At 65.7% G+C, this 25,785-nt stretch carries 18 protein-coding genes; 13 read left to right on the top strand and 5 right to left on the bottom strand.

Translation table 11 applies throughout. The features are described from left to right. Window positions 1-7: 7 nt before the first annotated feature. Together AC07OK_RS09665 and corA are read left to right on the top strand one after the other, a co-directional pair. Window positions 8-412: a DUF4124 domain-containing protein gene (locus tag AC07OK_RS09665; protein WP_494690108.1), complete on the top strand. Its 405-nt coding sequence runs from the start codon at window positions 8-10 to the stop codon at window positions 410-412. 81 nt (window positions 413-493) lie between these two features. Further along, window positions 494-1,459, top strand: coding sequence for a magnesium/cobalt transporter CorA (corA, locus tag AC07OK_RS09660; RefSeq protein WP_217940965.1), 966 nt, complete (start codon window positions 494-496; stop codon window positions 1,457-1,459). Window positions 1,460-1,462: 3 nt separating this feature from the next. Here the strand turns inward: corA and AC07OK_RS09655 are convergent, their stop codons facing one another. Then, window positions 1,463-1,966, bottom strand: coding sequence for a hypothetical protein (locus AC07OK_RS09655; RefSeq protein WP_494690107.1), 504 nt, complete (start codon window positions 1,964-1,966; stop codon window positions 1,463-1,465). A 173-nt stretch (window positions 1,967-2,139) separates the two neighbouring features. On the opposite strand from AC07OK_RS09655, the gene AC07OK_RS09650 reads away from it, so the two are divergent. Then, complete coding sequence (locus AC07OK_RS09650; protein ID WP_494690106.1) at window positions 2,140-3,870, top strand: ABC transporter permease; 1,731 nt, start codon at window positions 2,140-2,142, stop codon at window positions 3,868-3,870. Between the two features lie 15 nt (window positions 3,871-3,885). Next, window positions 3,886-5,196, top strand: a complete 1,311-nt coding sequence (locus AC07OK_RS09645; protein WP_494690105.1) for an ABC transporter ATP-binding protein — start codon at window positions 3,886-3,888, stop codon at window positions 5,194-5,196. Between the two features lie 29 nt (window positions 5,197-5,225). On the opposite strand, the gene hemL is transcribed toward AC07OK_RS09645, so the two are convergent. Both hemL and thiD read right to left on the bottom strand, forming a co-directional pair. Next, window positions 5,226-6,530, bottom strand: a complete 1,305-nt coding sequence (hemL, locus tag AC07OK_RS09640; protein ID WP_494690104.1) for a glutamate-1-semialdehyde 2,1-aminomutase — start codon at window positions 6,528-6,530, stop codon at window positions 5,226-5,228. Window positions 6,531-6,546: 16 nt separating this feature from the next. Continuing rightward, window positions 6,547-7,395 (bottom strand): bifunctional hydroxymethylpyrimidine kinase/phosphomethylpyrimidine kinase, encoded by an 849-nt coding sequence (thiD, locus tag AC07OK_RS09635; RefSeq protein ID WP_494690103.1) that lies wholly within the window; start codon window positions 7,393-7,395, stop codon window positions 6,547-6,549. Window positions 7,396-7,491: 96 nt separating this feature from the next. Here thiD and AC07OK_RS09630 point away from each other — a divergent pair, with 96 nt between their 5' ends. From AC07OK_RS09630 to AC07OK_RS09590, 9 genes are all read left to right on the top strand, one after another. Next, a complete protein-coding gene (locus AC07OK_RS09630) occupies window positions 7,492-7,644 on the top strand; it encodes a rubredoxin (RefSeq protein ID WP_494690102.1) in 153 nt (50 codons plus the stop codon). A gap of 115 nt (window positions 7,645-7,759) precedes the next feature. Next, window positions 7,760-8,170: a response regulator gene (locus AC07OK_RS09625; RefSeq protein ID WP_494690101.1), complete on the top strand. Its 411-nt coding sequence runs from the start codon at window positions 7,760-7,762 to the stop codon at window positions 8,168-8,170. A gap of 32 nt (window positions 8,171-8,202) precedes the next feature. After that, window positions 8,203-8,568, top strand: a complete 366-nt coding sequence (locus tag AC07OK_RS09620) for a response regulator transcription factor (protein WP_020701176.1) — start codon at window positions 8,203-8,205, stop codon at window positions 8,566-8,568. Window positions 8,569-8,571: 3 nt separating this feature from the next. Then, window positions 8,572-9,135, top strand: a complete 564-nt coding sequence (locus AC07OK_RS09615; RefSeq protein ID WP_494690100.1) for a chemotaxis protein CheW — start codon at window positions 8,572-8,574, stop codon at window positions 9,133-9,135. Window positions 9,136-9,180: 45 nt separating this feature from the next. After that, complete coding sequence (locus AC07OK_RS09610; RefSeq protein ID WP_494690099.1) at window positions 9,181-11,514, top strand: methyl-accepting chemotaxis protein; 2,334 nt, start codon at window positions 9,181-9,183, stop codon at window positions 11,512-11,514. Window positions 11,515-11,544: 30 nt separating this feature from the next. Continuing rightward, a complete protein-coding gene (locus AC07OK_RS09605; protein WP_494690098.1) occupies window positions 11,545-17,166 on the top strand; it encodes a hybrid sensor histidine kinase/response regulator in 5,622 nt (1,873 codons plus the stop codon). Window positions 17,167-17,306: 140 nt separating this feature from the next. Beyond that, the gene (locus AC07OK_RS09600; RefSeq protein ID WP_494690097.1) at window positions 17,307-17,879 is read left to right on the top strand and encodes a GNAT family N-acetyltransferase; all 573 of its coding nucleotides are present in this window, start codon (window positions 17,307-17,309) and stop codon (window positions 17,877-17,879) included. 225 nt (window positions 17,880-18,104) lie between these two features. Further along, window positions 18,105-18,794 (top strand): hypothetical protein, encoded by a 690-nt coding sequence (locus tag AC07OK_RS09595; protein ID WP_494690096.1) that lies wholly within the window; start codon window positions 18,105-18,107, stop codon window positions 18,792-18,794. A gap of 13 nt (window positions 18,795-18,807) precedes the next feature. Then, the gene (locus AC07OK_RS09590) at window positions 18,808-19,128 is read left to right on the top strand and encodes a hypothetical protein (protein WP_494690095.1); all 321 of its coding nucleotides are present in this window, start codon (window positions 18,808-18,810) and stop codon (window positions 19,126-19,128) included. Here the strand turns inward: AC07OK_RS09590 and AC07OK_RS09585 are convergent. Both AC07OK_RS09585 and AC07OK_RS09580 read right to left on the bottom strand, forming a co-directional pair. After that, window positions 19,121-22,411, bottom strand: coding sequence for an AfsR/SARP family transcriptional regulator (locus AC07OK_RS09585; RefSeq protein ID WP_494690094.1), 3,291 nt, complete (start codon window positions 22,409-22,411; stop codon window positions 19,121-19,123). The genes AC07OK_RS09590 and AC07OK_RS09585 overlap by 8 nt on opposite strands. Before the next feature lie 129 nt (window positions 22,412-22,540). Beyond that, window positions 22,541-25,627: a carboxypeptidase-like regulatory domain-containing protein gene (locus tag AC07OK_RS09580; RefSeq protein WP_494690093.1), complete on the bottom strand. Its 3,087-nt coding sequence runs from the start codon at window positions 25,625-25,627 to the stop codon at window positions 22,541-22,543. Window positions 25,628-25,785: the final 158 nt, after the last annotated feature.

Below are 25,785 nucleotides of genomic sequence, written 5' to 3'. Positions count from 1 at the left end.
GGCAGCGATGTTAAGCAAGCAGCGTGGACTCGGATTGATCCAGGTGGCCATCATCATGGCCTCGTTGGCGGCGATTGCGATGGCGTTTTTGATGTCGGCCCGGCATGAGCGCAATTTCTTCACCGAAGGACTGGCCAAGCTGAGCGGCCAGGCGCCGGCGGCCGCGTCGGCCTCGGCCTCAGCGTCTGCATCGGCGGCCGCGGTGGCCGTGCCGGCGGCGCCGGCCGGGGTGCTGCGCAAGTGCGTCATCGACGGCAAAACCGTGCTGTCGGACGTCGACTGCAAGGGCGGCAAGGTGGTCAAGGCGCTCGACACGCGCGGCATCGAAGCGCCCAAAGTACCCAAGCCGGACCCGGCCGACGCGGCCCCGCAGTCGGCCACCGATAAAATGATAGAAAAAGCGACCCGCTAGGCCGAAAAACCGCATGGCAGGCTGGCCTCGGCAGGGGCTTTGCGGGTACACTTGCGCTGTTTCCAGAAGGCTCGCGTACCCATGATCAATGTTTTCGTTCTCCAGAATGGCCGGCTCAACCAGGTACCCATCGACAGTCGCGCAGACCTGGAACAGGTCGAGCCGGTCTGGGTCGACCTGACCGACCCGACGGACGACGAACGCGCGTGGGTCAAGACCATCTACGGCGTGACCTTGCCGGGCGAGGACGAAGTCAAGGACATCGAAGCGTCGGCCCGCTACTACGAAGCGGAAAACGGCGACCTGCACCTGCGCACCGACTTTTTGCTGGAAGAAGAGGACGGCCCGTCGCGCATCGTCACGGTGGCCTTCATCCTGGCGCGCAAGATGCTGTTCTCGGTGCACACCGACGATTTGCCGGTGTTCCGCCTGGTGCGCATGCGCGCCCGTTCGCGGCCCGGCTCGATCGCCGACTACATGGACGTGCTGCTGGACCTGTACGCGACCGACGCCGAGTACTCGGCCGACGCGCTCGAAGGCATCTACCAGAACCTGGAAGAAGTCAGCGGCCGCGTGCTGCAGGAAGAGTTCACCGACCAGGACGCGGCCGCCGCGCTGAACGCCATCGCCCACGAGGAAGACTTGAACGGCCGCATCCGCCGCAACATGATGGATACGCGGCGCGCGGTCAGCTTTTTGATGCGCGGGCGCTTGCTCAATTCGGAACAGTTCGAGGAAGCGCGCCAGATCCTGCGCGACATCGAATCGCTGGACGGCCACACGTCCTTCCTGTTCGACAAGATCAACTTCCTGATGGACGCCACGGTCGGCTTCATCAACATCAACCAGAACAAGATCATCAAAATCTTCTCGGTGGCCAGCGTGGCCTTCCTGCCGCCGACCCTGATCGCCTCGATCTACGGCATGAACTTCAAGTGGCTGCCGGAGCTGGAATGGCAGCTCGGCTACCCGTTCGCCATCGCGCTGATGATCACCAGCGCCATCGCCCCGTTCTGGTACTTCCGCCGCCGTGGGTGGTTGAAGTAAGCGTCACACCGGCTGCGGGCTGAATTCCAAGGACAGGGTGCTGAAGTAGGGCGCCGTGATCCATTTTTCGTTCAGCGACAGCGCGCGGTCGTACAGCGCCGCCTTGATGTCGATGCCGATCTTGCTGAAGTCGAACGGCTGCTTGTCGCGCGCCGTGCAGGCGGAGGCGGCGCCGGCCAGGAAGGCTTGCTCGTCGAACGCGCCCGACCACAACTGCGCCTGCAGCCCCTCGACGATCGCTTCCGCCTGCACCGCCTCGGTCTCCACGTCCTTGTTGGCGGCATCGTGCACCGCCTCCATGACGAACTGCGCATCGGCGCCGCGCGCCAGCAGGCTGAGGAAGCCGTGCCGCAGCGGCAAGGCCGATTCCACCACGTAGTGCAACAGATCGTGTGGCAAGATGCCCTGGCGCGGCATCACCGTGTCGGTGCAGCTGCCGTTGTTGCGCACGAAGCGCAGGACGTCGTATTTGTCGGTCTTGGACCGTTTTTCAGCAATCAATTTCATAACGCGCAATATTAATCCTATAGTCACATAATTATGCGCCTTACAAGGGCCGTAAATAGTCACCAACTTTCACGATCGTAATTAATTTCACTTAAGTTATCCTTTAGAATGGCGGCCTGTGTCACTCTCCGGTCACTCGCATCGGTTATTCTGGCCGAAGAAAGCACAAAACGATGAGCAAAAAACGGCAATTTTTCCCCCGCCAGGTGGTCGAAGCTGGCGGTAACCGCTGGGACTGGGCCCTGCTGCCCATCGTGCTGGCGCTGTTCGTCCTGCTGGCCTACGGCAGCCAGCAAATGGTCCGCCCCTATGAGCTGGGCCAGACGCTGCCGCTGTCGCTCGATCCGAGCTACCTGCCTTACTACCTGTTGCGCACCACGCTGCGCATGTTCATCGCGCTGGGCGCGTCGGTGGTGTTCAGCTGCGTGTTCGCCGCCCTCACCACCAAATACCGGCTGGCCGAAAAAGTGCTGGTGCCGATGCTCGACATCCTGCAATCGATCCCCATCCTCGGCTTCCTGTCGATCACCGTCACCGCCTTCATCGCCTTTTTCCCCGGCAGCCTGCTGGGCGTGGAGTGCGCGGCGATCTTCGCCATCTTCACCTCGCAGGCCTGGAATATGGCGTTCTCCGCCTACCAGGGTTTCCGCACCGTGCCGGCCGAATTGTCGGAAGCGGCGCGCGTGTTCCAGCTCTCGGGCTGGCAGCGTTTCTGGCGCCTGGAGCTGCCCTTCGCCATGCCCGGCCTGCTGTGGAATATGATGATGTCGATGTCCGGCGGCTGGTTCTTCGTGGTGGCGTCGGAAGCGATTTCGGTCTCCGGCCAGGACATCAAGCTGCCCGGCATCGGTTCGTATATCGCCATGGCCATCGCCAAGAGCGACATGGGCGCCATCGGCTGGGCCATCCTCACCATGCTGGTCGGGGTGCTGATGTACGACCAATTGTTTTTCCGCCCCTTGCTGGCATGGGCCGACAAGTTCCGCTTCGAGGAAACCGGCAGCGACACCGCCCAGCAATCGTGGCTGCTCACCTGGCTGCGCCGCACCGAGCGCACGCAGGCCATGGTCGAATGGTTCGGCAACCTGCTGTCGCGCTCCATCGCCCTGTTCCGCCTGAGTCATGACGGCACCTCGATCCGCGCCCGCCGCGACCAGCCCTCGCTGGTGCCGCAGCGCGTGTGGGATGCGGTGATCGCCGCCGTGGTGTTCTACGCCTTGTGGAGCCTGGGCCACTTCATCAGCACGGAAGTCGGCTGGGCCGAAGTGGGGCATGTGTTCGTGCTTGGCTTGTACACGCTGACGCGCGTGATCCTGCTGTTGGCGTTGGCCGCGCTGGTGTGGGTGCCGGTCGGCGTCTGGATCGGCATGAACCCGCGCTGGGCTTCGCGCACGCAGGCGGTGGCGCAGTTCCTGGCAGCCTTCCCGACCAACCTGGTATTCCCGGTGGCGGTGGTGCTGATCGTGCGCTACCACCTGAACCCCGACATTTGGCTGTCGCCGCTGATGATACTCGGCACCCAGTGGTATTTGCTGTTCAATGTGATCGCCGGCGCCTCCACCATCCCGACCGAACTGCGTCACGCCGCCAAGAACTTCGGCCTGACCGGCTGGCTCAAATGGCGTCGCTACCTGCTGCCGGCGATTTTCCCCAGCTTCGTCACCGGCGCCATCACCGCCACCGGCGGCTCGTGGAACGCCAGCATCGTGGCGGAATATGTCAGCTGGGGCCCGACCACGCTGAAGGCGCACGGCATCGGCAGCTACATCCAGGAGATGACCACCAAAGGTGATTTCCCGCGCATCGCGCTGGGCATCGGTATCATGTGCATCTTCGTCATGGGCTTCAATCACTTCGTGTGGCGCCGCCTGTACACCATGGCCGAGAGCCGGCTGCATTTCTAGTATTGAGATCGAATTATGAGCACTCCTATCGTCGAATTGAAATCGGTCGGCAAGCATTTTCGCGGCGCCGACGGCTCCGCGCGTTCGGTGCTGGAAGGCGTGGACTTCACGCTGAACGAGGGCGAGATCGTCGCGCTGCTGGGGCAGTCGGGTTCCGGCAAATCGACCATGCTGCGCATCATGGCGGGGCTGATCCAGGCCGATGAAGGCCAGGTGCTGTATCGCGGCATGCCGCTGTACGGCACGGCGCGCGGGATCCGCATGGTGTTCCAGTCGTTCGCCTTGTTCCCGTGGCTGACGGTGCAGAAGAACGTCGAGCTGGGGCTGGAGGCGCAAGGCATGCCGGCCGAGGAGCGCGCGCGCCGCGCCGAAAAGGTGATTGAGCTGATCGGCCTGTCCGGTTTTGAAGGCGCGCTGCCGCGCGAGCTGTCGGGCGGCATGCGCCAGCGCGTCGGCATCGCCCGCGCGCTGGTGATGGAGCCGGAAGTGCTGCTGATGGACGAGGCGTTTTCCGCGCTGGACGTGCTGACCGGCGAGCGCCTGCGCGAAGAGATTTTGGAGCTGTGGCAGTCCGGCCAGATCCCGACCAAGGCGATCCTGGTGGTGTCGCACAATATCGAGGAAGCGGTGATGATGGCCGACCGCGTGCTGATCTTCGCCAGCGATCCTGGCCGCGTGCGCGCCGAGTTGCCGATCTCGCTGCCGCAGCCGCGCAAGGCCGAAGGGCCGGAAGTGCGCCAACTGATCGACAAGGTGTATGAGTTGATGACCGCCGGCGCCGGCCGCCGCGGCTTGATCAGCGAGAAAGAAGTCAAGCTGCAGCTGGGCGACCGCCTGCCGCAGGCCGACATCGCGCACATGGAAGGTATCCTGGAGCTGCTGTCCGAAGAGCCGTTCTCCGGCCGCGCCGACCTGCCGCAGCTGGCCGAAGAAACGGAGCTGACCGACGCCGAACTGCTGGAAGTGTTGAACGGCTTGATCCTGCTAGGCTTTGCCTACCTGACCAACGGCGATATTTTGCTGACCGATCTGGGTGGCAAGTACGCGGCGGCCAGCAACACGGAGCGGCAGGAGATCTTCGGCAAGCAGCTGCTGGAGCATGTGCCGCTGATCGCCTACATCTGTCACGGTCTGCAGCAGGACAAGTCGGGCGACTTGCCGGAGGATCTGTTCCTCAAGCTGCTGCGCTTCACGCTCAGCGAAGAAGAGGCGGAACGCGCGCTGCGCGTGGCCATCGAGTGGGGCCGCTACGGCGACCTGTTCGAATACAACTTCAACACCGGCGTGATCCAGCTGTCCGAAGAGGACGAGGAAGACGAAATCTAACACCGAATGTCAGACTTGCCCCCCGGTTTTTACGCGAGTTTTTTGAAGACGCGGGCGGCGGCGGCGATGGTCTCGTCGATCACCGCGTCGCTGTGCTGCGCCGAGACGAAGCCCGCCTCGAACGCGGCCGGCGCGAAGTACACGCCTTCGTCCAGCATCGCGTGGAAGAACACATTGAAGCGCGCACGGTCGCCGGCCATCATCTCGGCGTAGTTGTTGGGCGGCGTCTCGCTGAAGTACAGGCCGAACATGCCGCCCACCGCGTCGGCGCAGAACACGATGCCCGCATCCTTGGCCGCCTTGGTCAGGCCGGCCGCCAGGCGCGTAGCCGTCGCGCTCAGTTTCTCGTAGAAGCCCGGCTCCTGGATGATCTTCAGGGTGGTCATGCCCGCCGCCACCGCCACCGGATTGCCCGACAAGGTGCCGGCCTGGTAGACGGCGCCCAACGGCGCCATCTTGCTCATCAACTCAGCGCTGCCGCCGAAGGCCGCCACCGGCAGGCCGCCGCCGATCACCTTGCCCAGCGCCGTCAGGTCCGGTTTGATGCCGTACAGTGCTTGCGCGCCGCCCAGCGCCACGCGGAAACCGCACATCACTTCGTCGAAGATCAGCACCGCGCCATGCTTGGTGCACAGCGCGCGCATCGACTTCAGGAACGCTTCGCTGGCCTTGATCAGGTTCATATTGCCGGCCACCGGCTCGACGATCACGCAGGCGATTTCGTCGCCGAACGAGGCGAACGCCTCTTCCAGCTGCTGTACGTTGTTATAGTCCAGCACCAGCGTGTGCTTGACGAAGTCCTCCGGCACGCCGGCCGACGTCGGATTGCCGAAGGTGAGCAGGCCGCTGCCCGCCTTGACCAGCAGCGAATCGGCGTGGCCGTGGTAGCAGCCCTCGAACTTGATGATCTTGTCGCGGCCCGTGGCGCCGCGCGCCAGGCGCAGCGCGCTCATGGTCGCCTCGGTGCCCGACGAGACCAGGCGCACCTGCTCGATCGACGGCACCAGGCGGCAGATTTCCTCGGCCATCAGGACCTCGCCTTCGGTCGGCGCGCCGAACGACAGGCCGCGCGCGGCCGCTTCCTGCACCGCCTTCACCACCACCGGATGCGCGTGGCCGACGATGGCCGGGCCCCAGGAACCGATGTAGTCGATATAGCGCTTGTCGTCCGCGTCCCAGAAGTACGGGCCTTCGGCGCGGGTGATGAAGCGCGGCGTGCCGCCCACCGAGCGGAAGGCGCGCACCGGCGAGTTGACGCCGCCGGGCGTGGTTTTCTGGGCGCGTTCGAACAACTCGTCGTTCTTTGAAACCTGTTTTTTGGAAGTCGTGGTCATGATGGCATCTTCAATATCAAGTTGGTAAAGCCTGCTGCATGTGGAAGAAACGGTTCGGTATGAACTTGCCCATGCCGTAGCGCTGGGCGTGCGCCAGCGCGCCGACGGTGTATTCCTGGGCCGCCTTCACCGCGTCCGGCACGTCGCTGCCGCGCGCCATGAAGGCGGTGATCGCCGCCGACAGCGTGCCGCCGGCGCCCAGGAATGGGCCGGGCATATGCTGCCAGGCGTCGTGGCTGATCATGCCGTCGGCGCCGAACAGGGTGTTGGCCAGCGTGTTCGGCGCGGCCGTTTCGCCCTGCTGCGCACCGGCGTGGGTGCCGGTGACGAGCACGAATTCGCAGCCCAGGGCCAGCAAATGCTCGACATCCGATTCCATGGTGTCCTCGGCGCCTTCGCGCCAGGTTTCGGCCAGCCGGCCCAGCTCCACCTGCGACAGCATCAGCAGCGTGGCCTGCGGCACCAGCAGCTGGCGCAGGGCCGTCAGCAGCTCTTCGACTTCGTCGGCGTCGGCCGGATCGGGCAGGCGGGAACTGAAGGGATCGAGGATCAGCGGCGCATCGGGATAGTCGGACAGGATCTCGGCGATGGCCGCGACCTGCTCGACATTATTCAACGCGCCGACCTTGAAGGCGGCCATCGTCATGTCTTCCAGGATCACGCGGGCCTGGTCGGAAACCCAGTCGGCATCGATGTCCTGCGCGTCTTCGACGCGGGCACTGTCGCCGATCAGCAACGCGGTGGTCACCGCCAGGCCGGTGCAGGAGAGGGCGGAAAATGCTGCCAGGTCGGCCTGGACGCCGATCGCGCCGGCCGGATCGGCGGCGCCGAAGCTTAATATGAGAGGAGATGTTTGGTTTTGCACGGCGGGTAGATTAAGATACCTAATTCAGCATTTTACTTGATTGAAGGGTGACAGAACGTGAGTAGCAATGAAACAACGCAGGAGTTCCAGACTTGGATGTGCCTGATCTGTGGCTGGATCTACGACGAACAAGCCGGCTTGCCGGACGAGGGCATCGCCGCCGGCACCCGCTGGACCGACGTGCCGATGAACTGGAGCTGCCCGGAATGCGGCGCCCGCAAGGACGATTTCGAGATGGTAGCCATCTGATACCCCGCGCCGGCCGACTGGCGCGTTGTTAAACGCTGCTATTAAGCGTTGCGACTAACGCGCCAGCCGCCTCCCGCCTATGCTATGGTGTAGCCACCATTCCAGCGAACCGACTATGACGACGACCACGCCGCACGCTAATGCCCTGAAAATCATGGTGATCGACGATAGCAGCACGATACGTCGGTCGGCCGAGATCTTCCTGACCCAGGCCGGCTACCAGGTGGTGCTGGCCGAGGATGGCTTCGACGCGCTGGCCAAGATCAACGACCATCATCCGGCGCTGGTCTTCTGCGACATCCTGATGCCGCGCCTCGATGGCTACCAGACCTGCGCGCTGATCAAGAAGAGCGCCAAATTCCACGCCACGCCGGTGCTGATGCTGTCGTCCAAGGACGGCCTGTTCGACCGCGCGCGCGGCGCCATGGTTGGCTCGGCGGCCTACCTCACCAAACCATTTACCAAAGACAGCCTGCTGGCCGCGGTGCGCGAGCACACCGGCGGCGCAGTCTCACCACAAGAATAACTAAGAGAATAACTAAGCTTCAGGGGAATACCATGGCCATACAAAGAATTCTGATCGTCGACGATTCGCCCACGGAGCGTTACTACCTGACCGACATCCTGGTCAAGAACGGTTTTTCCGTCTCCACCGCCGAAAACGGCGAGGAAGCGCTGGCCAAGATCAAGGCCGACAAGCCGCAGCTGATCCTGATGGACGTGGTCATGCCCGGCGCGAACGGCTTCCAGGTCACGCGCGCGATCGCCCGCGATCCCGACCTGCAGGACGTGCCGGTGATTATCTGCTCCAGCAAGAACCAGGAGACCGACCGTATCTGGGGCTTGCGCCAGGGCGCGCGCGACTACCTGGTGAAACCGGTCGACGCCGCCGAATTGCTGGCCAAAATCGCCGCCCTCGGCTAAACGATGAGCAGCCAGACGCCCGATACCCCATCCACACCGGCCGGTCCGGAACGCCGCAGCCGCCTGCGCCAGTACCAGGTGCAGCTGCTCGAGCGCATGCAGGCCGCCAAAACCGGCGTCGCCGTCGGCGGCCGCGAACTGGGCGTGCTGGTAGGCGGCCGTCTTTGCCTGCTTGACCTGACGCAGATCAGCGAGATCGTTCCGCTGCAACCGGTCACGCCGGTGCCGCTGGCGCAGGACTGGTATCAGGGCCTGGCCAATATACGGGGCAACCTGACCGGCGTGGTCGACCTGGCGCGCTACCAGGGCCAGGCCACCGGCGACGCCGCGGCCTCCGACTGCCGATTGATCACATTCGCGCCCTCGCTGGGCTTCAACTGCGCACTGCTGGCCGAGCGCGTGCTGGGCCTGCGCAAGCTGGCCGACATGCAGGCCGTGGAGGCGCAGGACGACGCCGGACCCGAATGGTGCCGCCAGCATTTCACCGACAGCGAGGGCCAGCAATGGACCCGCATCGACCTGGCGCAGCTGGTGCGCGAAGCGCGTTTTCTGCAAGTTGGTTTGTAAGGGCGGCATACTGGTGTAGGTCGCAACTAATCCGGAGAGGGTGTAATGGCTTTCAAGATGGGGTTTTTCTCGCGTGGCAACCGGAATGCCGGCCAGGATCTGGCAGCGAATTCAGAATTCGGCGAAGCAGGCGATTCGCAGTTCATGCACACCGCCGTTCAGGCGCAGCAGGCGCCCGTCGGCACCAGTCACGCCGACAGCGAAGACAGCGCCGCGCCGCTGCGCCTGCGCGATGCGCTGGGCCGGCGTGGCAGTGCGCCCGTCGCGGCGGCCGAAGCGGGCGCCGGCTTCAAGCTGCCGCTGATCGGCCACCTGCCGGCGCAGCGCCAGCTGAGCATCCTGTCGACGGCGCTGGCGGTCAGCTTGCTGTTGAGCGCCTTGTTCGTCGCCCTCAACACCATCCACGGCGCCAACCGCTCGACCCAGACCCAGGTCGCCAGCGATGCGCTGATGCACTCGCAGCGCATCGGCAAGGCGACGCCGAACGCGGTGCAGGGCAGCGCCGAAGGCTTCCGCCAGCTGGAGGAAAGCCGCAATGAACTGAACAACGACTTTGTGCTGATGACGCGCGGCGGCCGCTATCAGGGCCGCGAGATCGGCGAGCCGATTTCGTCGCTGGCGCCGGTCGTCGCGGCCGCGCGCAAGCAGTGGAACCAGTCGGACAAGGCGGCCAACACCATCCTGCTGCTGAAGACCGATTTGAGCGATGTCGACAAGACGCTGCAAAAACTCAACGCCATGTCGCCCGGCCTGCTGACCCACACCGAGGAAATCTCCGCGCTCAAGGTGCAGCGCGGCGGGACGGCGCGCGAGATCGCGGCGCTCGGCAAGTTGACCATGCTGACCCAGCGCATGAGCCGCAGCGCCGGCGAATTCCTCATCGGCGGCGGCATCAAGTCGGACAGCGCGTTCCAGCTGGGGCGCGACACCACCGTGTTCCGCAACACCGTCGACGGCTTCCTCAACGGCAGCGCGCCGCTCGGACTGGCCGCCGTGCGCGAGCCGGACCTGCGCGAGAAGTTCACGGCGTTGAAAACCGAATTCGAGCAATACCAGAAGCTGGTCACGGGCATCCTCGACAAGCTGGATAAATTCAGCGCCGCCAAGGGCGCCGAGCAGCTGATCTTCACCGACAACGAGGCGCTGCGCCAGCGCCTGTCGGTGTTGCAGCAGGCCTACCGCCAGGACCAGGATTCGCTGGGCATGACCTTCTGGCTGATGGTGGCCGGCGGCATGCTGACGCTGGTGTCGGCGGCGGCCATCGGCCGCGTGCTGCTGGTCGATTCGTACAACCGCACCCGTGGCGCCGACCGCCGCCGCCAGGAGGCGGAATCCATGCGCCAGCAGTCGCAGCGCAAGGAAGAAGAAGCCAAGGCCATGAACGATCAAAACCAGGCGGCGATTCTGCGCCTGATGAACGAACTGCAGGAAGTGGCGGACGGCGACTTGACGGTGCAGGCCACGGTGTCCGAGGACATCACCGGCGCCATCGCCGACTCGGTCAACTACACGGTCGAAGAGCTGCGCGGCCTGGTGGGCCGCGTGACCGCCACCGCCGAGCAGGTGACCAAGGCGTCCACCCACGCGCAGAGCATCTCCAGCGACCTGCTGCTGGCGTCGCAGCAGCAGTCGCGCGAGATCCAGGATGCATCGGCCACCGTGGTCAAGATGGCCAACGAGATTACCGATGTCTCGCGCTCGGCCAGCGAATCGGCCGACGTGGCGCGCCAGTCGGTGGCGGCGGCGCAGCAGGGCGCGACGGCGGTGGAAAACGCCATCAAGGGCATGCACGAGATCCGCGAGCAGATCCAGGACACCTCCAAGCGCATCAAGCGCCTGGGCGAATCGTCGCAGGAGATCGGCGAGATCACCGAACTGATTTCCGACATTACCGAACAGACCAACGTGCTGGCGCTGAACGCGGCGATCCAGGCCGCATCGGCAGGCGAGGCGGGACGCGGCTTCTCGGTGGTGGCGGAAGAGGTGCAGCGCCTGGCGGAACGCTCGGGCGAAGCGGCCAAGCAGATCGGCGCGCTGGTGCGCACCATCCAGACCGATACCCACGACGCCGTGGCGGCGATGGAGAAATCGACCCAGGGCGTGGTCGAAGGGGCGCGCCTGTCCGACGCGGCCGGCGCGGCGCTGAACGACATTTCGCAGGTGTCGAACCGCCTGGCCGAGCTGATCTCCGGTATCTCGATGGCGACCGGCCAGCAGGCCACGTCGGCGACCGGCGTGGCGCAGAACATCCAACACATTTTGACGGTGACCGAGCAGACGCAGGACGGCACCCAACAAACCGCACAATCGATTCATAAGCTGTCAGTGCTGGCGCAGGAATTGAAAAACTCGGTGGCGCGATTCCGTATCGCGTCCTGAACCGCCCATCATTGAAAGGCCGAGGCAAGCATGACCACAACTGATTTTCCGAATCCGCCGCAACCGCAATTTGATACCGGCCCCTTGTCGTGGGTGATGGTGGAAATCCGCGAGTCGCTGGCACGCTCGAAAACCGCCCTGTTCGAGGCGGGCGGCCGGGCGCCGGAAGATCAGGCGACCCAGCTGCAGCACGCCAAATCCCATCTGCACCAGGCGCACGGCGCGCTGATGATGGTGGATGTGGACGGCGTCGGCCTGGTGACGCAGGTGGCCGAGGACGCGCTGGACCGCTTCAAGGCCGGCGCGCTCAAATGCAGCACCGACCATGCGCAGACGCTGGCGGAGCTGTATCAGGCCTTGGTCGAGTATTTGCAGGAGCTGCTGGAAGGCGGGCCATCGCAACCGGTCAAGCTGTTCCCGTATTACCGCGCGGTGCAGGAGATGTTGGGCACGGAGCGCATCCATCCGGCCGATTTGTTCTATCCCGACTTGTCGCGCAGCGCCGATCCGGCGGCTGCCGGCGAAGTGCCAGCCGCCGACTACACGGCTTACCGTCAGCGCTTTGAAAAATCGCTGCTGCCGTATTTGAAAAGCGCCGACGCGGCGCAGCAGCAGGAGCATGCCGCCGCGCTGCTGGAGGCGGTGAAGCTGGTCGCCGCCGCGCAGCAGGACGCCAAGGCGCGCACCTTCTGGCTGGCGATGCAGGCCTTCGCCGAACTGGTGGCCAACGGCGAACTGGCGGGTGGGCTGTACGTCAAGCAGTTGTTCGGCATGATCAATTTGCAGATACGCCGCCTGAGCCAGGGCACCGCCGCGCAGCCGGACGCGATGCTGCGCGACGCCTTGTTCTTCATCGCCGCCGCGGGGCCTGCTTCGGCCTCGGAAACGGTGCAGCGCCTGCGCCGCGTGTTCGCGCTCGACGGCCTGGTGCCGGCCGATTACGAACGCCGCCGCTACGGCCAAATCGACCTCGAGGCGCTGGAACGCGCCAAGGTCGGCATGGCGAAGGCGAAGGCCAACTGGGACCGGCTGGCCGGGGCGGAAATCGATACGGCGCTGGATGCGGCTTTCGGCGGCGCGCTGGGCGAGGTGGCCGAGGCTTGCGATCAGCTGGAGATGCCGGCATTGAGCGTGCTGCTGCGGCAGTTGGCCGAGGTGGCGCGCACCGCCATCTCCGCCGGCCGCAGCGAGGAGCTGGCGCTGGAGATGGCCACCGCGCTGCTGTTCGCCGAACATGGACTGGAGCAGATCCGTCATCTGCCCGACGATTTCGCCGCGCATGCCGACACGATAGGCGCCCGCTTGCTGGCGCTGGTGTCCGGCGAAACGCCGCCGGAGCCTGCGCAGTGGCAGCGCGGCCTGGCGCAGCAGATGCAGCAGGACGATACCGTCGTCGCGCTGGCGATGGAAATGAAGACCGGCCTGCGACAGGTGGAGAAGGTGCTCGACGAGTACTACATCGATCCGTCGAAGCGCCCGTCGCTGGTGGAGCTGGACCGGGTGCTGCACCAGTTGCAGGGCGCGCTGGCGATGCTCGACCAGGAAGGCGCCACGCAGGCGGCTCGCCATGTGAAGGCCGCTGTTCATGCGCTGGCGGCCGGCGAGGGCGATCCGTCGCTGGAGCCCAAGGCGCTGGACGATATCGCGCAGAACGTCGGCGCGCTCGGCTTCTTTGTCGATATGCTGGCGCAGAACGCGGCCGGCGCGCGCGAGCGCTTTGCGTTCGACGCGGAGCATGGCACTTTCCGTTCGGTGCCGTTCAAGAAAATGGCGGGTTCGGAGTCGATACCGGTGCTGGACCAGCAGGTGCCGGCACCGGCGCCCGTGGCCATGCCGGTGCAAGCGCCGGCGCCGGCCAGCAGCGACGCGGCGGTGGAGGCCGAGCTGCTCGATATCTTCATCTCCGAGGCGCAGGATGTGCTGAAGTTTGTCGATGCGACGCTGGCCAAGCCGCGCGCGGAATCGGGTAGCGAGGAACATCTGACCATGCTGCGGCGCTCCTTCCATACGCTCAAGGGCAGCGGACGGATGGTGGGCCTGAACCAGTTTGCCGATGCGGCGCATGGCATCGAGCGGGTGATGAATGTGTGGCTGGCCGAAGCGCGGCCGGCGACGGATGCATTGTTTGAGTTGCTCAACGAAGCGGCGCGGCAGATGGGCGCCTGGGTGGTGGAGCTGGTGGCCTCCGGCGTTTCGGCGCGCAACGCGGAAGCGCTGGTCGCTGCGGCTGCGCGGGTGCAGGATGGCGGCGATTTTGTGATCGATGGCGCGGTGGACGCAGCGGTTGTGCCACCTTCGCCGCCGCTGTCGCCGCTGTCGCCGCTGTCGCCGGTGCCGCCGCCGGAAGATGTGGCGGCGGAGGAGCCTGCGCTTGCTGCAACCGAGGAAGCGGTGGCGCCACCTGCGTACGCCTCCACCGGCAACGTCATCGAATTCCCGACCATCACGCCGGCGGTGCCGCGCGACGACAACGTCAAGCATATCGGCGAACTGGAGATTCCTCTACCGCTGTACAACATCTATCTGCACGAGACGGACGAATTGGTTCGCCTGCTGACGCAGGACTTCGGCGAGTGGCGCCATGAGCCGCGCCGTCCGGTCAATGCGGAGGCATTGCAGGCGTCGCATACGCTGGCCGGTACTTCGGGCACGGTGGGCTTCAAGGCTTTGCGCGAGTTGGCGTTGGCGTTGGAGTCCACGCTCCAGGCGCTGCTGCCGCCTGCGCCGCACCTGGACCAGGTGCAGCATGATTTGCTGGACTTTACGATAGAGCGCATCCGCCAGATGCTGCAAAGTTTTGCGGCGGGCGACATGCCGTCCGCGCAGCCGGAGCTGGTCACCGCGCTGCACGACCTGCGCGCTGAGCTGGAAGCTACGGCGCCCGCCGCCAGCAATGCGATCGAAGCCCGGCTGGATGATCTGGTCGCGGAGACGATGCACGACATCACCAGCGCGCCACCCGCGCCGATGGAGTCGATGATGGATAGGCTGTTCCGCGAGGCGTTTGATGCGCTCAGCGGAAGCGCGCCGGAATCCGGTGCTCCTGCGGCAGTGGAAGCGCCGAAAAAAGCGGAAGCGCGGACCGACGACAGCATCGATGACCTGTTCAACGCAGCGTTTGACGATGCCTTCGCCGAACCGCCGCTCAAGATAGCCGAGCCTCTGGCTGCGGAACCTGCGTCGGAACCTGAGCCGGCGCCGCCAGTTTCCGCGTTGGAGCTGGAGCCGGAGCCGCCAATCTTCGAGCCGGAGCCTGAACCGGAGCCGGAGCCCGAGCCCGAGCCCGAACTGGAAACCGAGATCCTCGAACTTCCTCCGGCCGAACCGGAAATCCTGACCGCTGCACCAGCGATCTTCAACGACGAACTGGATGCCGACCTGCTGCCAGTCTTCCTGGAAGAGGGCGCGGACCTGCTGCCGCAAGTAGGCGAAGCATTGCGCGCCTGGCAGCACAGTCCCGCCGACACCGCGCACGCCCAAAGCCTGCTGCGCCTCCTGCACACCGTGAAGGGCAGCGCCCGCATGGCCGGCGCAATGCGCCTCGGCCAGCATGCCCACGAAATCGAAACGCACATTGAAAACATGGTGCACGCCGGTTCCGCCACGCCGCAAGCGTTCGACGAACTGCTGGCCCACTACGACCACGCGCTGCTGCTGTTCGAACAGCTCCAGCATCCGGACGCCTTGCAGCAAGCCGCCGCCGGCCTGGCCGCCGATGTAGCCAGCATGGAGGCCAATGAACCCGCCATCGCCGGCACCGGCGACATCGCCGCGGACGCCGGCGACAGCCCAGCCGCCACGCCGACCGCCCTCGCGCCGGCCGACGAGCTGCAATCGAGCGTCAAATCGCCACTGGTCCGAGTGCGCGCCGACATCCTTGACCGTCTGGTGAACCAGGCCGGTGAAGTATCGATCTCCCGCTCCAAGCTGGAGAACGAGGTCGAAACGTTGCGCGCCTCGCTGTTCGACTTCTCCGAAAACCTGACCCGTTTGCGCCGTCAACTGCGCGAAGTCGAAATGCAAGCTGAATCGCAGATCGCTTCCCGCATGTCGATCTCCAGCGAACGCGAATTCGACCCACTCGAATTCGACCGTTTCACGCGCCTGCAGGAGCTGACCCGCATGATGGCGGAAAGCGTCAACGACGTCGCCTCCTTCCACGAAAGCCTGACCCGCAGCGTCGACAACGCCGGCGACGACCTGGTGCTGCAAGCGCGCCTCACGCGCGACCTGCAACGCGACCTGATGCGCGTGCGCATGGTGCCCTTCGCCAGCATCTCCGAGCGCCTGTTCCGCGTCGCCCGCCAGAGCGCCAAGGAAGTCGACAAGCGCGTCAACCTGGATATTCGCGGCAGCGCGGTGGAGGTGGACCGCAGCGTGTTGGAACGCATGGCCGCGCCGTTCGAGCACCTGCTGCGCAACGCCATCGCGCACGGCGTGGAAAGCCGCGCCGCCCGCAGCGAAGCGGGCAAGAGCGAAACCGGCGAACTGCTGGTGCAAGTGACGCAGCAGGGCAATGAAGTCGTCATCGAATTCACCGACGACGGCGCCGGCCTCGATCTGGAGCGCATCCGCGCCAAGGCGATCAGCAACGGCCTGCTGCAAGCAGACGAAGAAGTCACCGACGTTCAGATCGCCGACCTGATTTTCGAACCAGGCTTCTCCACCGCCGAAGCGCTGACCGAGCTGTCCGGCCGCGGCGTCGGCATGGACATCGTGCAGTCCGAAGCCCAGGCATTGGGCGGCCGCGTCGACACGTTCACGGAGCGCGGCAAAGGCACGCGCTTCATCATCCACTTGCCATTGACGCTGGCCGTCACGCAGGTCGTGCTGCTGGCTGCCGCCGGCAAGACCTACGCGCTGCCGGCCATCCTGGTCGAGCAGGTGCTGCAGATGAAGGAAGCGGCGCTGGTTGAAGCGCACCACAACGGCTATGTGCCGATCCAAGGCCAGCACGCCGTGCTGCATTACTTGCCAGCGTTGCTGGGCGACGCGGCGGCGCATCCGCCGGTGCAGCGCTCCGCGCCGGTGATGATGCTCAAGAACGGCAACGAGCGGCTGGCCGTGCGCGTCGATGAAGTGCTGGGCAACCGCGAGGTCGTGATCAAGAACATCGGCCCGCAGCTGGCGCGCATGGTCGGCATCGCCGGTGCCACGGTGCTGGGTTCGGGCGACATCGTCCTGATCCTGAACCCGGTCGCGCTGGCGCAGCACCTGGCGCACCATCCCGAGATGAAGCAGCACTACGCGCAAGCGGCCGGCGACAGCCGCGCGCCGCGCGCGCCGGGCCGCTCGATCATGGTGGTGGACGATTCGATGACGGTGCGCCGCGTGACCCAGCGCCTGCTGGAGCGCGAAGGCTATAGCGTGGTCCTGGCCAAGGACGGCGTCGACGCGCTGGAGCAGCTGCAGGGCGTCACGCCGGACCTGATGTTGGTCGATATCGAGATGCCGCGCATGGACGGTTTCGACCTGACCCGCAATGTGCGCGGCGACGAGCGCACCAAGAACATCCCCATCATCATGATCACCTCGCGCAGCGCCGACAAGCACCGCAACTACGCGCTGCAACTGGGCGTGAACGCCTACTTCGGCAAACCGTTCCAGGAGCCGGTGCTGCTGGACGCGATCGAGGGTCTGTTGAAACAGTAACCCCGGGGTCAAGTCTGACATTCGGACACGAGGTCAGCTATTGAGGGACGTACAGTAGAGCTTGTGTCCGAATGTCAGACTTGACCCCCATGGGAATTTGCATGAAGAGTTCCAAGAAAACACTGTTTTGATCTCCGCTCATGGTTAATCACAAGCTAGATCGCCTCATCACTGAACGCCTGGTACCCCGAGCTCCCACGATCGAAGACAGCGCCGGCGTTCTCGCTTATCGCGTGTCCAACCGCGCCCATTTGCATGCGTGGGAGCCTGAACGGTCGGAGCAGTTCTTTACCTTGCAGGCAGTCGAAAGCCGGCTGCGCAAGATGGCAAGCGAAGTCGCAGAAAAATCGGCGCTTTACTGGCTGGTACTGGCGGCGGGCAGCGCCGAAGTGATCGGCGAGTGCAGTTTTACGAATATCATCCAGGGCCCTTTTCAGGCCTGCCATTTGGGATTTTCCCTCGGCAGCGGCCATCAGGGACAGGGCTATATGCAGGAGGCCCTGGAAGCGGCTATTCCCTACATCTTCGACAGCCATGGTCTGCATCGGATTATGGCCAATTTCCAGCCGAACAACCACAGAAGCGAGAAACTATTGTCCCGCTTAGGATTTGAGCGGGAAGGGTTGGCGAAGGAGTATTTGAAAATCAACGGCCAGTGGGCTGACCACGTGCTGACTTCCTTGCTCAACCCAGCGCGGGAAACGACGGCCTGAACTTGCCTGCCGGGGGCGGGCCGCCGCGCGCACCGCAGCCTCGATCTTGGCCACATCTATCTTGCTTTGCTGTCGGGGAAAGTGCTGGCGTAGAAGTGGGCGGCGCTAGCTTGCAATTTGGCCATCGGGCATTTGCAAGTCATTTGTGGGTCGGACAAGATTAACGTTCTTCCAGCGGTCACCGATACTCCATCGGCGGCGCTTCATCTACAGGAAGAAAGCATCATGTCAGTCACCAGCACATACACCTTCATACAGGGCTACTTCAACGGCATCTTTATCTGCCAGAACGCCGTGAGCGCCGCCGACCAATTGTTCACCGAATCGCCTCCGGGCAGCGTGGTGTCCGTCGTCCACCGTCCCAGCGGCGAAATCGTGGTCGACCTCGGCAAGCTGATTAATACCAACGCCAACGTCGGCATGGTCGCCAATCAGCTGATCGCCGCCGGCGCCTCGCTCACCAGCGGCCTGCGCGTACAGGGCACGCCGTGGATCGGCGTTCCCTACTTTATCCAGTCGCCGGCCGCGCACAAGCCTTTCGACATGCTGGCCAAGGTCAATTTCGATTTCCATATCGAGACCCCGTGGGCTTGCAGCGATATCGACGGCACCATCTCGGTGTTCCTGTTCGTCTTCCTCGACAGCCAGAAGCACCTGCACGTGACGGTCGACGGCACCTGGTTCTCGTTCGAAGGCGGCTCGCCGTTCTGCGCCGGTCCCGCTTCCGACGCGCTGAAAGCGGCCATGCCGGCGGTGCGCAAGCAGGTGCAGAACCTGCTGCCGCAACTGACGTCGGCGATCGCCAACGTCAAGTTCTCCCAGGCTTACTACCTGCCCGGCAATGGCACCAAGGCCGCCGGCACCTTCGTACAAAACGCCAGCGTCGATACCGCGCTCGGCTTGCTCCCAGCTTAAAAGGAAAATGAAAATGGATAAGGATCAAAAACTGGTCAACGACATCTCCGCGCTGCTGCGCGAAGCGGGCTACACCGGCCTGACCGTGCAAAACGACCAACACGGCACGCTGCTCAACGCTACCCGCGATCATGGCGGCGTGGTGCTGCTGGTGTCGCCGGACAAGCAGAAAGTCACGCGCCGCACCGAAGGCGGCGCGGCGGAAGCCCACACCGTGCGGCTGGATGTGCAGCAGGTGCCGGCGATGGAAGGCGCGGAGCGGCAGATACGCGCCAATCCCGAACTGGCCAAGACCATGGGCATCCCGGCCGCGCATCTGAAGTACATCATGTAGTTCGCGTCGGTCCGGTCTTGCCTGCAAAGTGGGCGGGGCCGGATTGCGCGGCGCCGGCCAGCAGCTGCTGCGCCAGCGCTTCGATCTCCGGCGCCACCGGCGCGCCCAGCGCGCTCAATGACATGCGTTGATAGCGGCGGTAGACCGACAGTCCTGCTTCGAAGGCCGTGTCGTCCAGATGGATGCGCATCAGGTCCGCGCTCAGCACCTTGCAGTACTGGTCGGCCTCCAGCGCCCGCTCCAGCAACTGCGCGGCGGCGGCCGTGTTGCCGGCGTGGGCCAGCTGGCGTCCGGCGTCGCCCAGTGCGCGCGCCAGCTTGCCGCGCCATAGTTCGCGCCGCGCCAACAACCACGGCGCGCTTTCCCCGAGCAGCAATTCTCCGCGATACAGCGACAGCACCTGCGTGGCGGTCGCCAGCAGCGCGGCTTCATGCGATGCCGGAGCCGCATCGCCGGCGGCGGCCCATTCCTGCGTCAGGGTTTGCAGGCGTGGCAGCAGCCGTTCCAACGCGGCGGTATCGCTCCAGCACTGCTGCGGCGCCAGCGACAGCGCTCCCTGCTCCAGCAGGATGCAGCCGGCGCCCAGCGTCGCCCTCAGACGGGACAGCGTGGTCTCCAGCGCATGGCGCGCGGTGTCGCCGTCGGCGTCCGGCCATAGCAATTCCGCGGCGCGCTCCAGCGATATGCTGGACGGCGCATGGGCCGCGATCAGTTTCAGGATGTCGAGCTGGCGGTGCTTGGACTTGCCTTGCGAGCGCAATGGCTCGCCGGCGATGCGCAGTTCGAAGCCGCCGAAGCTGCGCACCTGCACCGGCCACGGCCAGTTGTCGCCGGCGTCTTCCGGCGGCGCCAGGCGCCAGGCGCGCACCAGCATATTGGCCGCGCCGGGGATGATGCCGGCCGCCAGCGCGTGCGCGCACAGCGGTTGCAGGATGTGCGGCGTGGCGAAGGTCAGGTAGCCGCCGCCCTGCGAGGCGATGTGGTTCAGCGCGCGGCGCAGCTTGTCCTGCGCCAGCAGCAGCTGCGCCGGGTGCGCGCGTTGCAGGTGCGGCAGCGCTTGCGCCTTGCCGTCGGCGCCGGTGATGAACAGCCACGCCTCCAGCAGGTCGGCCAGGGTTGCCGCCAGCGGCGAGCTGTAGTCGCGGCCATGTTGGCGCAGCACGACGGTTTCGGCGGCGCAGCGTTCACGGTCCAGCAGCGTCCAGGCGACGCAGCTGGCGGCCTGCGCGTAAATCTCGTAGGGCACGCTGCCGAAACGCAGCGCCGCTTCATGCGCCAGGCGGGCGTGCGCCAGCGCGCCCTGGCCGTCGCCGCCGCAGCTGGCCAGCCAGGTTTGGGTCAGCTGCAGATGGGCCACCAGGTTGTGGTGCTGCGGCGGCGTTTGCGCCGCCACGTCGGCGATGGCGGCGGCGGCCTTGTCGAGTTCTCCGCGCAGCAGGCTGGCGGCCGCGTACAGCAGCACGTAGTGCGCGTCCATGATGCGGATGCCGCTGCTTTCCGAACTGGCGCGGCAGGCGGCGAGGACGGCGTCGAAGCGCGCGTGGTCCATGGCGGCCAGCGCGTCGTACAGCTGCACCAGGTGCGACAGGTAGCGCGCGTACGGCGGTAGCGTGGCCGCTTCCGGCAACCCGTCCAGCAGCACGCGCACCGAGCGCACGGCGGCGTAGCGGCCGGACTGGTAGTAGTGCTGGCCCAGCATGGCGCCCAACCGCACCTTCAACGTCGGATCGGCCGGCTGGCGCAGCACGTCCAGCGCGCGCTGCTCCCACAGGTCCATGTCCTGGTGGCCGGGATCGGTCATGAACAAGCCGCTCCACATGCTGTGCGTCAGGTGGGCTTTCAGGTCGGGATCGGGCAGCTGGTCGTAGTCTTCCGATGGCCCCATGTGCTGCTGCAGGAAGGCGCGCAGCGGCTGTTCGGCGGCACCGTCGAAGAAGTAGGAGCTGATGATGGCGCTCAGCGCCAGGAAGCGGTGCATCGGCCGGTTCTGTTCCGTGAACGCCTGCAGCGCCTTGAGCAGCGCGGCGCGGGCGCGCGCGGTGTCGCTCATGAACACGGCCAGGCCGAGCCAGTAGTGGTGCCACGGGCTGCGCTGCGCTTCGGGCAGGGCGTCGATCCAGCGCGCCAGCGTGGTGTGGCGGGCGCTGGCCAGCATCGCTTCGGCGCGCGATTCGATCAGGCCGGCCGCGCGTTCGGGCATGCCGTGTTCCAGTGCCAGCTTGATGGCGGTGTCGCCGCCACCGTCGGCCAGCAGGGTGTCGATGCAGCCGGCGATCCATGCGCGGCGCTGCGCGTCGTCGATGCGGGTGGCGGCCCACTTGCGCAGGAAGCCCTGAAACAATGGGTGCAGCGCATATTGGCGGCCGGGGTATTCGTAGATCAGCGCCCCCTGCGCCGCCAGGCGGGCCACGATGTCGGCCGCGTGCGGCGCGCCGGACAAGGCCTCCGCCCACGCGCCGCTGAAGTGCGGCAGCCAGCACACGGCCAGCAGCGTGGCGCGTTCCTCGTCGCTGTAGGCGCTGAACACTTCCTCGGCCAGGTAGCCCACCATCGCTTCCGACAGCACGTCCTCGGCGGCCAGCGCGGCGCCGGGGCGGCGCTTGAGCCACGAGGCCACCAGCGCGATGCCGGCGGCCCAGCCGCGCGTGAAGTTGTAGACGCTGTCGGCCACGCTGTCGGCATGGACGATGCCCAGCACGTTGAGCAGGATTTCGGTTTCGTCGCGGCTGAAGGCCAGCGCCGCGCCGTCCAGTTCATGCATGTCGCCGTGCGCCAGCAGGCGCGCGCAGGCGGCCGGCGGCAGCGCGCGGCTCAGCACCACGACCTTGCTGGCCGGCGGCAGTTCGGTGGCCAGCGTGTCGAGGAACTGGCGGAAGAAGGGCGCGTCCTGGCAGCGGTGGGCGTCGTCCAGCACGATGCAGCTGGCCGGCGCCAGCGCCGCGCCCAGTGCCCGCAGGTACAGCCGCAGGTAGCCGTGCAGCGCCGGCAGGTGTTCGCGCAGCAGCGGCGGCGGTTGCCAGCCCGGCGCCACGCCGCCGTTGGCGATCGCCTGTTCGAAGTAGAGCAGGAAGCTGGCCGGGTCGATGTCGGCTTCGTCCAGTCGCAGCCACGCCACAGTGGGGCCGGCGGCCTGGCAGAATTCCAGCCCCAGGCTGGTCTTGCCGGAACCGGCCGGCGCGGCGATCCAGGTCAGCGTGGCGGGGGAGTCGAGCATGGCCTGCACGGCGCTGTGGCGGCCGATCAGGCGGGCGGCGGGACGGGAGGTCTTGGCAAGTGAAGCCATGATGGCGGTTCCTGGAAGCGGACTGCGCGGGAACAACCAGTTTAATTCTGATTATGAAAAGAACAAATCTTTTATTTCCACAACTATCGTGCTGCAAGGGGCGGCCGGGCCGCCCCCTGGCCTTGCGGCTTACACCGGATCGACCTTGTTGGTCAGCGTGAAGTGCGCCTCGGCGTAGTTGTCGCCGTCGACGAACATCCACCAGGTGCCGCTCTTGTTCGGCCCGACGGTGAACGGCGCCAGGTGGCCTTCCTGGTAGTTGTCGCCGTCGGCATAGCCTTCGCCATAGCAGCGCAGCGTGGCCTTGACCTGGATGACGTCGTTGGCCAGCAGGTCAAGCGTCAGGATCAGGCGGCCCATCGCGTCGTCGGCCACCTGGTCGAACACCTTGACCACATGGGTGTCGGACGACGGCCCCAGTTGGGCGATGTTGTAGAAATCGCCGACGCTGTGCGGATAGGCCGCGGCGGCGAATTCATAATCGGTGGTCGCCATCCAGCCGTCGATGGTGACGCGGCGGAACCAGTGCGGCGGATCCTTCAGGTCCACCGTCACATTGGCGGTCTGGTTGGCCGCCACCGTCACCGTTGCGGCGCCGCGCAGCTCCTGCTTGTCGGCCGTGACTTGCACGCTGCCCACCGGCACACCGGTCAGCGTGAAGCTGCCGTCGGCGGCGCTGTGGGTGAACTGGTTCTGCGACAGCTGCACGTTGACGCCGGCCGCCGGCTTGCCGCCGTAATGCACCACGCCGTGCAGCGTCCCGGTCTGCGCCACCTTCTTCCATTGGTAGATGGTCACTTCCTCCCAGCGCGCCGGCCGGTAGATCAGCGGTTCGGCGTAGCCGTACAGCGGCGCGTCGAAGAAACACAGGTTGGCCGGGCTGACGGCGTTGGCGTCGCCGGTCTGGCGCCAGGCGTCGGAGTCCTTGGCGTCGGTCTCGCACCAGTCGGAGGCGAAGGCGTTGAGCATCTGGTTGGCGGTATCGTCGGCGGCGTCGGTCAGCGCGTTGCCGGCCCAGCCGGCGCTCTCCAGCACCATCTCGTGGATCTTCGAGTACAGGATCTCGCCGGCGGCGATGCGCTCGTCGGACTGGTAGACGTACAGGCCGTCCGGCGTCGACTGCACGATCTGCGCGCCGGCCGCCAGGTCGCTCTGCTCCAGCATGCCGCCCTCCATCGGCACGCCGGACTGCCTGATCGACATCCACAGCAGCGACGAGCACACCGTCGGGAAGGTGTTGGCGGCCCATTTGGCGCTGGCCGGCGCCTTGTCGGTCAGGCCGATGGACGGCTTGGTGTAGCAGAAGAAGCGGTAGTGGCTCTTGCCGGCCTGCTGGGCGGCGAAATCGGCGATGCCGTGCAGCGTCTGGCGGATCTCCAGCGTTTCGTTGAGCGGGTCGGGCTTGACCACCATGGCCGGCACGATCTCCGGCGCCACGCCGCCCAGGTCCATCTTCGATTCGATGGTGGCGAAGCCGGCGATCGGGTGCTTCTTGCCGGTCTCGGGATCGATCATGTCCTCGCCGTCGACCGCGTGTTCGACGGTCTGCGTGACCACGCCCGGCCACAGGTATTTGAGCACGTCGGGACGGGCGCCGTCGCCGCCGATGAATTCGATCAGCCGGTCTTCCGAGGCGGTGGAGTGGGTGATCTCGTCGCGGTTGCGGGTCATGATGCCGGAGTGCGAATAGCGCTGCGGCGGCGTCACCGTTTGCAGCACGGCGGAGATCAGGCTGCCGTTGCTGGGGTTGAGGATCAAGTCGCCCTTCTTGGCGTTCATGAAGCGCGGCGGCATTTGCATCCAGCGTTTTTCCTGGGTCGGCATGCAGAACATGCCGTCGGGGATGTGGTCCGGCATATTCCATGGATCGCATTCCTGGCCTTCGACCGGGAACGGCGGCGCCATGTGCATGTCCATCGCCGTCAGCGTGTGCAGCGGTTGCAGCGCGCTGGCCAGCGCGGCGGGCACGCGGCTGGCGCCGACCTGCAGCGCCGACGAGGCGGCGGCCGGCAGCATGCCGTAGCTGCTCAGGTGCGCCACTTCGTCCAGCGTGATCGAGGCCGGATTGGCGACCAGTTGGCGGCTGGCCAGGTCGCTCAGCAGGGCTTGCGCGTTGGCGTTGACCAGCAGTTTTTTGCTCATGTGCAGGGGCAGGTCGAAGTGGGCGCTGACGCGCACCGGCAGGCCGTTCGGCGCCGTGCCCTTGTAATGCACGCTGAAGGCGATGGCCTGCCGCGGCAGCTGCGCTTTCGGGATCGCGACGTCGATGCGGGTGCTAGCCTGGGCCTTCAGTACGATGACGCTGGCGACGGCGGGGCGCAGCTCGAATTCGCGCGGGCCGTCTTCATAGGCCAGTTCCAGCTGCATGCTGGTCAGCGTGAGGTTGCCCGCTTCGGGATTGCGCACCACGAAGCTGGCGCGGAAGCTGCCGTCGATGAATTGCGCGCTGAAGTCGCTGCTGTCCACCGGCGGCTGCAGCACGCCGCGCTGGCGCGCCAGGAAGTAGGGATTGGCCACGCTGACGCTGCGCTGGATCACGCGCGGGGCCTCGCCGGGCTGCTGCACCGTCACCTGCACGTGGAACACCGTGTGCGGCCGGTTGGGGTTGAGCTGGGCGGCGAAATCGTGTTGCAGGGTGGGATGCGTGCTGCCCAGGGCGATTGCGCCCAGCTGCCAGTTGTAGACGGCGGCGGTGGCGCCGCCGCCGGCGTTGATGGCCAGGCGCGGCTGCGTGGTCGGCAGCAGGATCGGATGGCTGGCGGCGTCGCGTGCGGGGATGGTCTGCGCGCTCATCGCCGTGATGCGCGGCTTGATCTCGATGCGCGGACGCGGCGTGCCCTGGGTGCGGCGCTCGGGCGCGTTCTGCACGGTCAGTATCATCGCGGTCGGGTTGTGCGGCGCGCTGCGCACCGTCAGCATCGGCGGCTGCTTGCCGTCGGCGGGGGCGTTGATCTGGACCTCGGCTTTCAGCTTCTCGATGGCGCCGCGCTTGCCGGCGGTGACGTTGATGGTCTTCTTGCCGGCGCGGTTCCACACCAGGTACTGCTTGGAACCGGGCACGCCGTTGATGCAGATGTTGCCGCTTTCGTTGTTGTCGTAGGACTGGCCGTTCGGCGCCTTGACTTCGACGCAGACGCTGTCGCCGATGGCGGCGACGGCAGGCGTGCAAACGACGGAACCAAGCAGCGGGGTTGGGGCGGTTGGTACTTGCAACATGGGAACTCCTGTGGACAGTGGGAATGATGACGTCAGGCCTGTTGGCAGCAGTCCTGGTGTTCCCAGTGTCGTGTGGAGTTCCCCACAAATCGCTCACAAATACGTTGGGGGTCAGTTCCGGCATCTGTCTCTTCTACACACCTGACGCTGCCGACGCT

The sequence above is a fragment of the Duganella sp. GW821-FHT07G03 genome (assembly GCF_059418605.1).
Note: the sequence above shows the minus strand (reverse complement) of the source record. Positions and strands in the feature narration are given on the sequence as shown.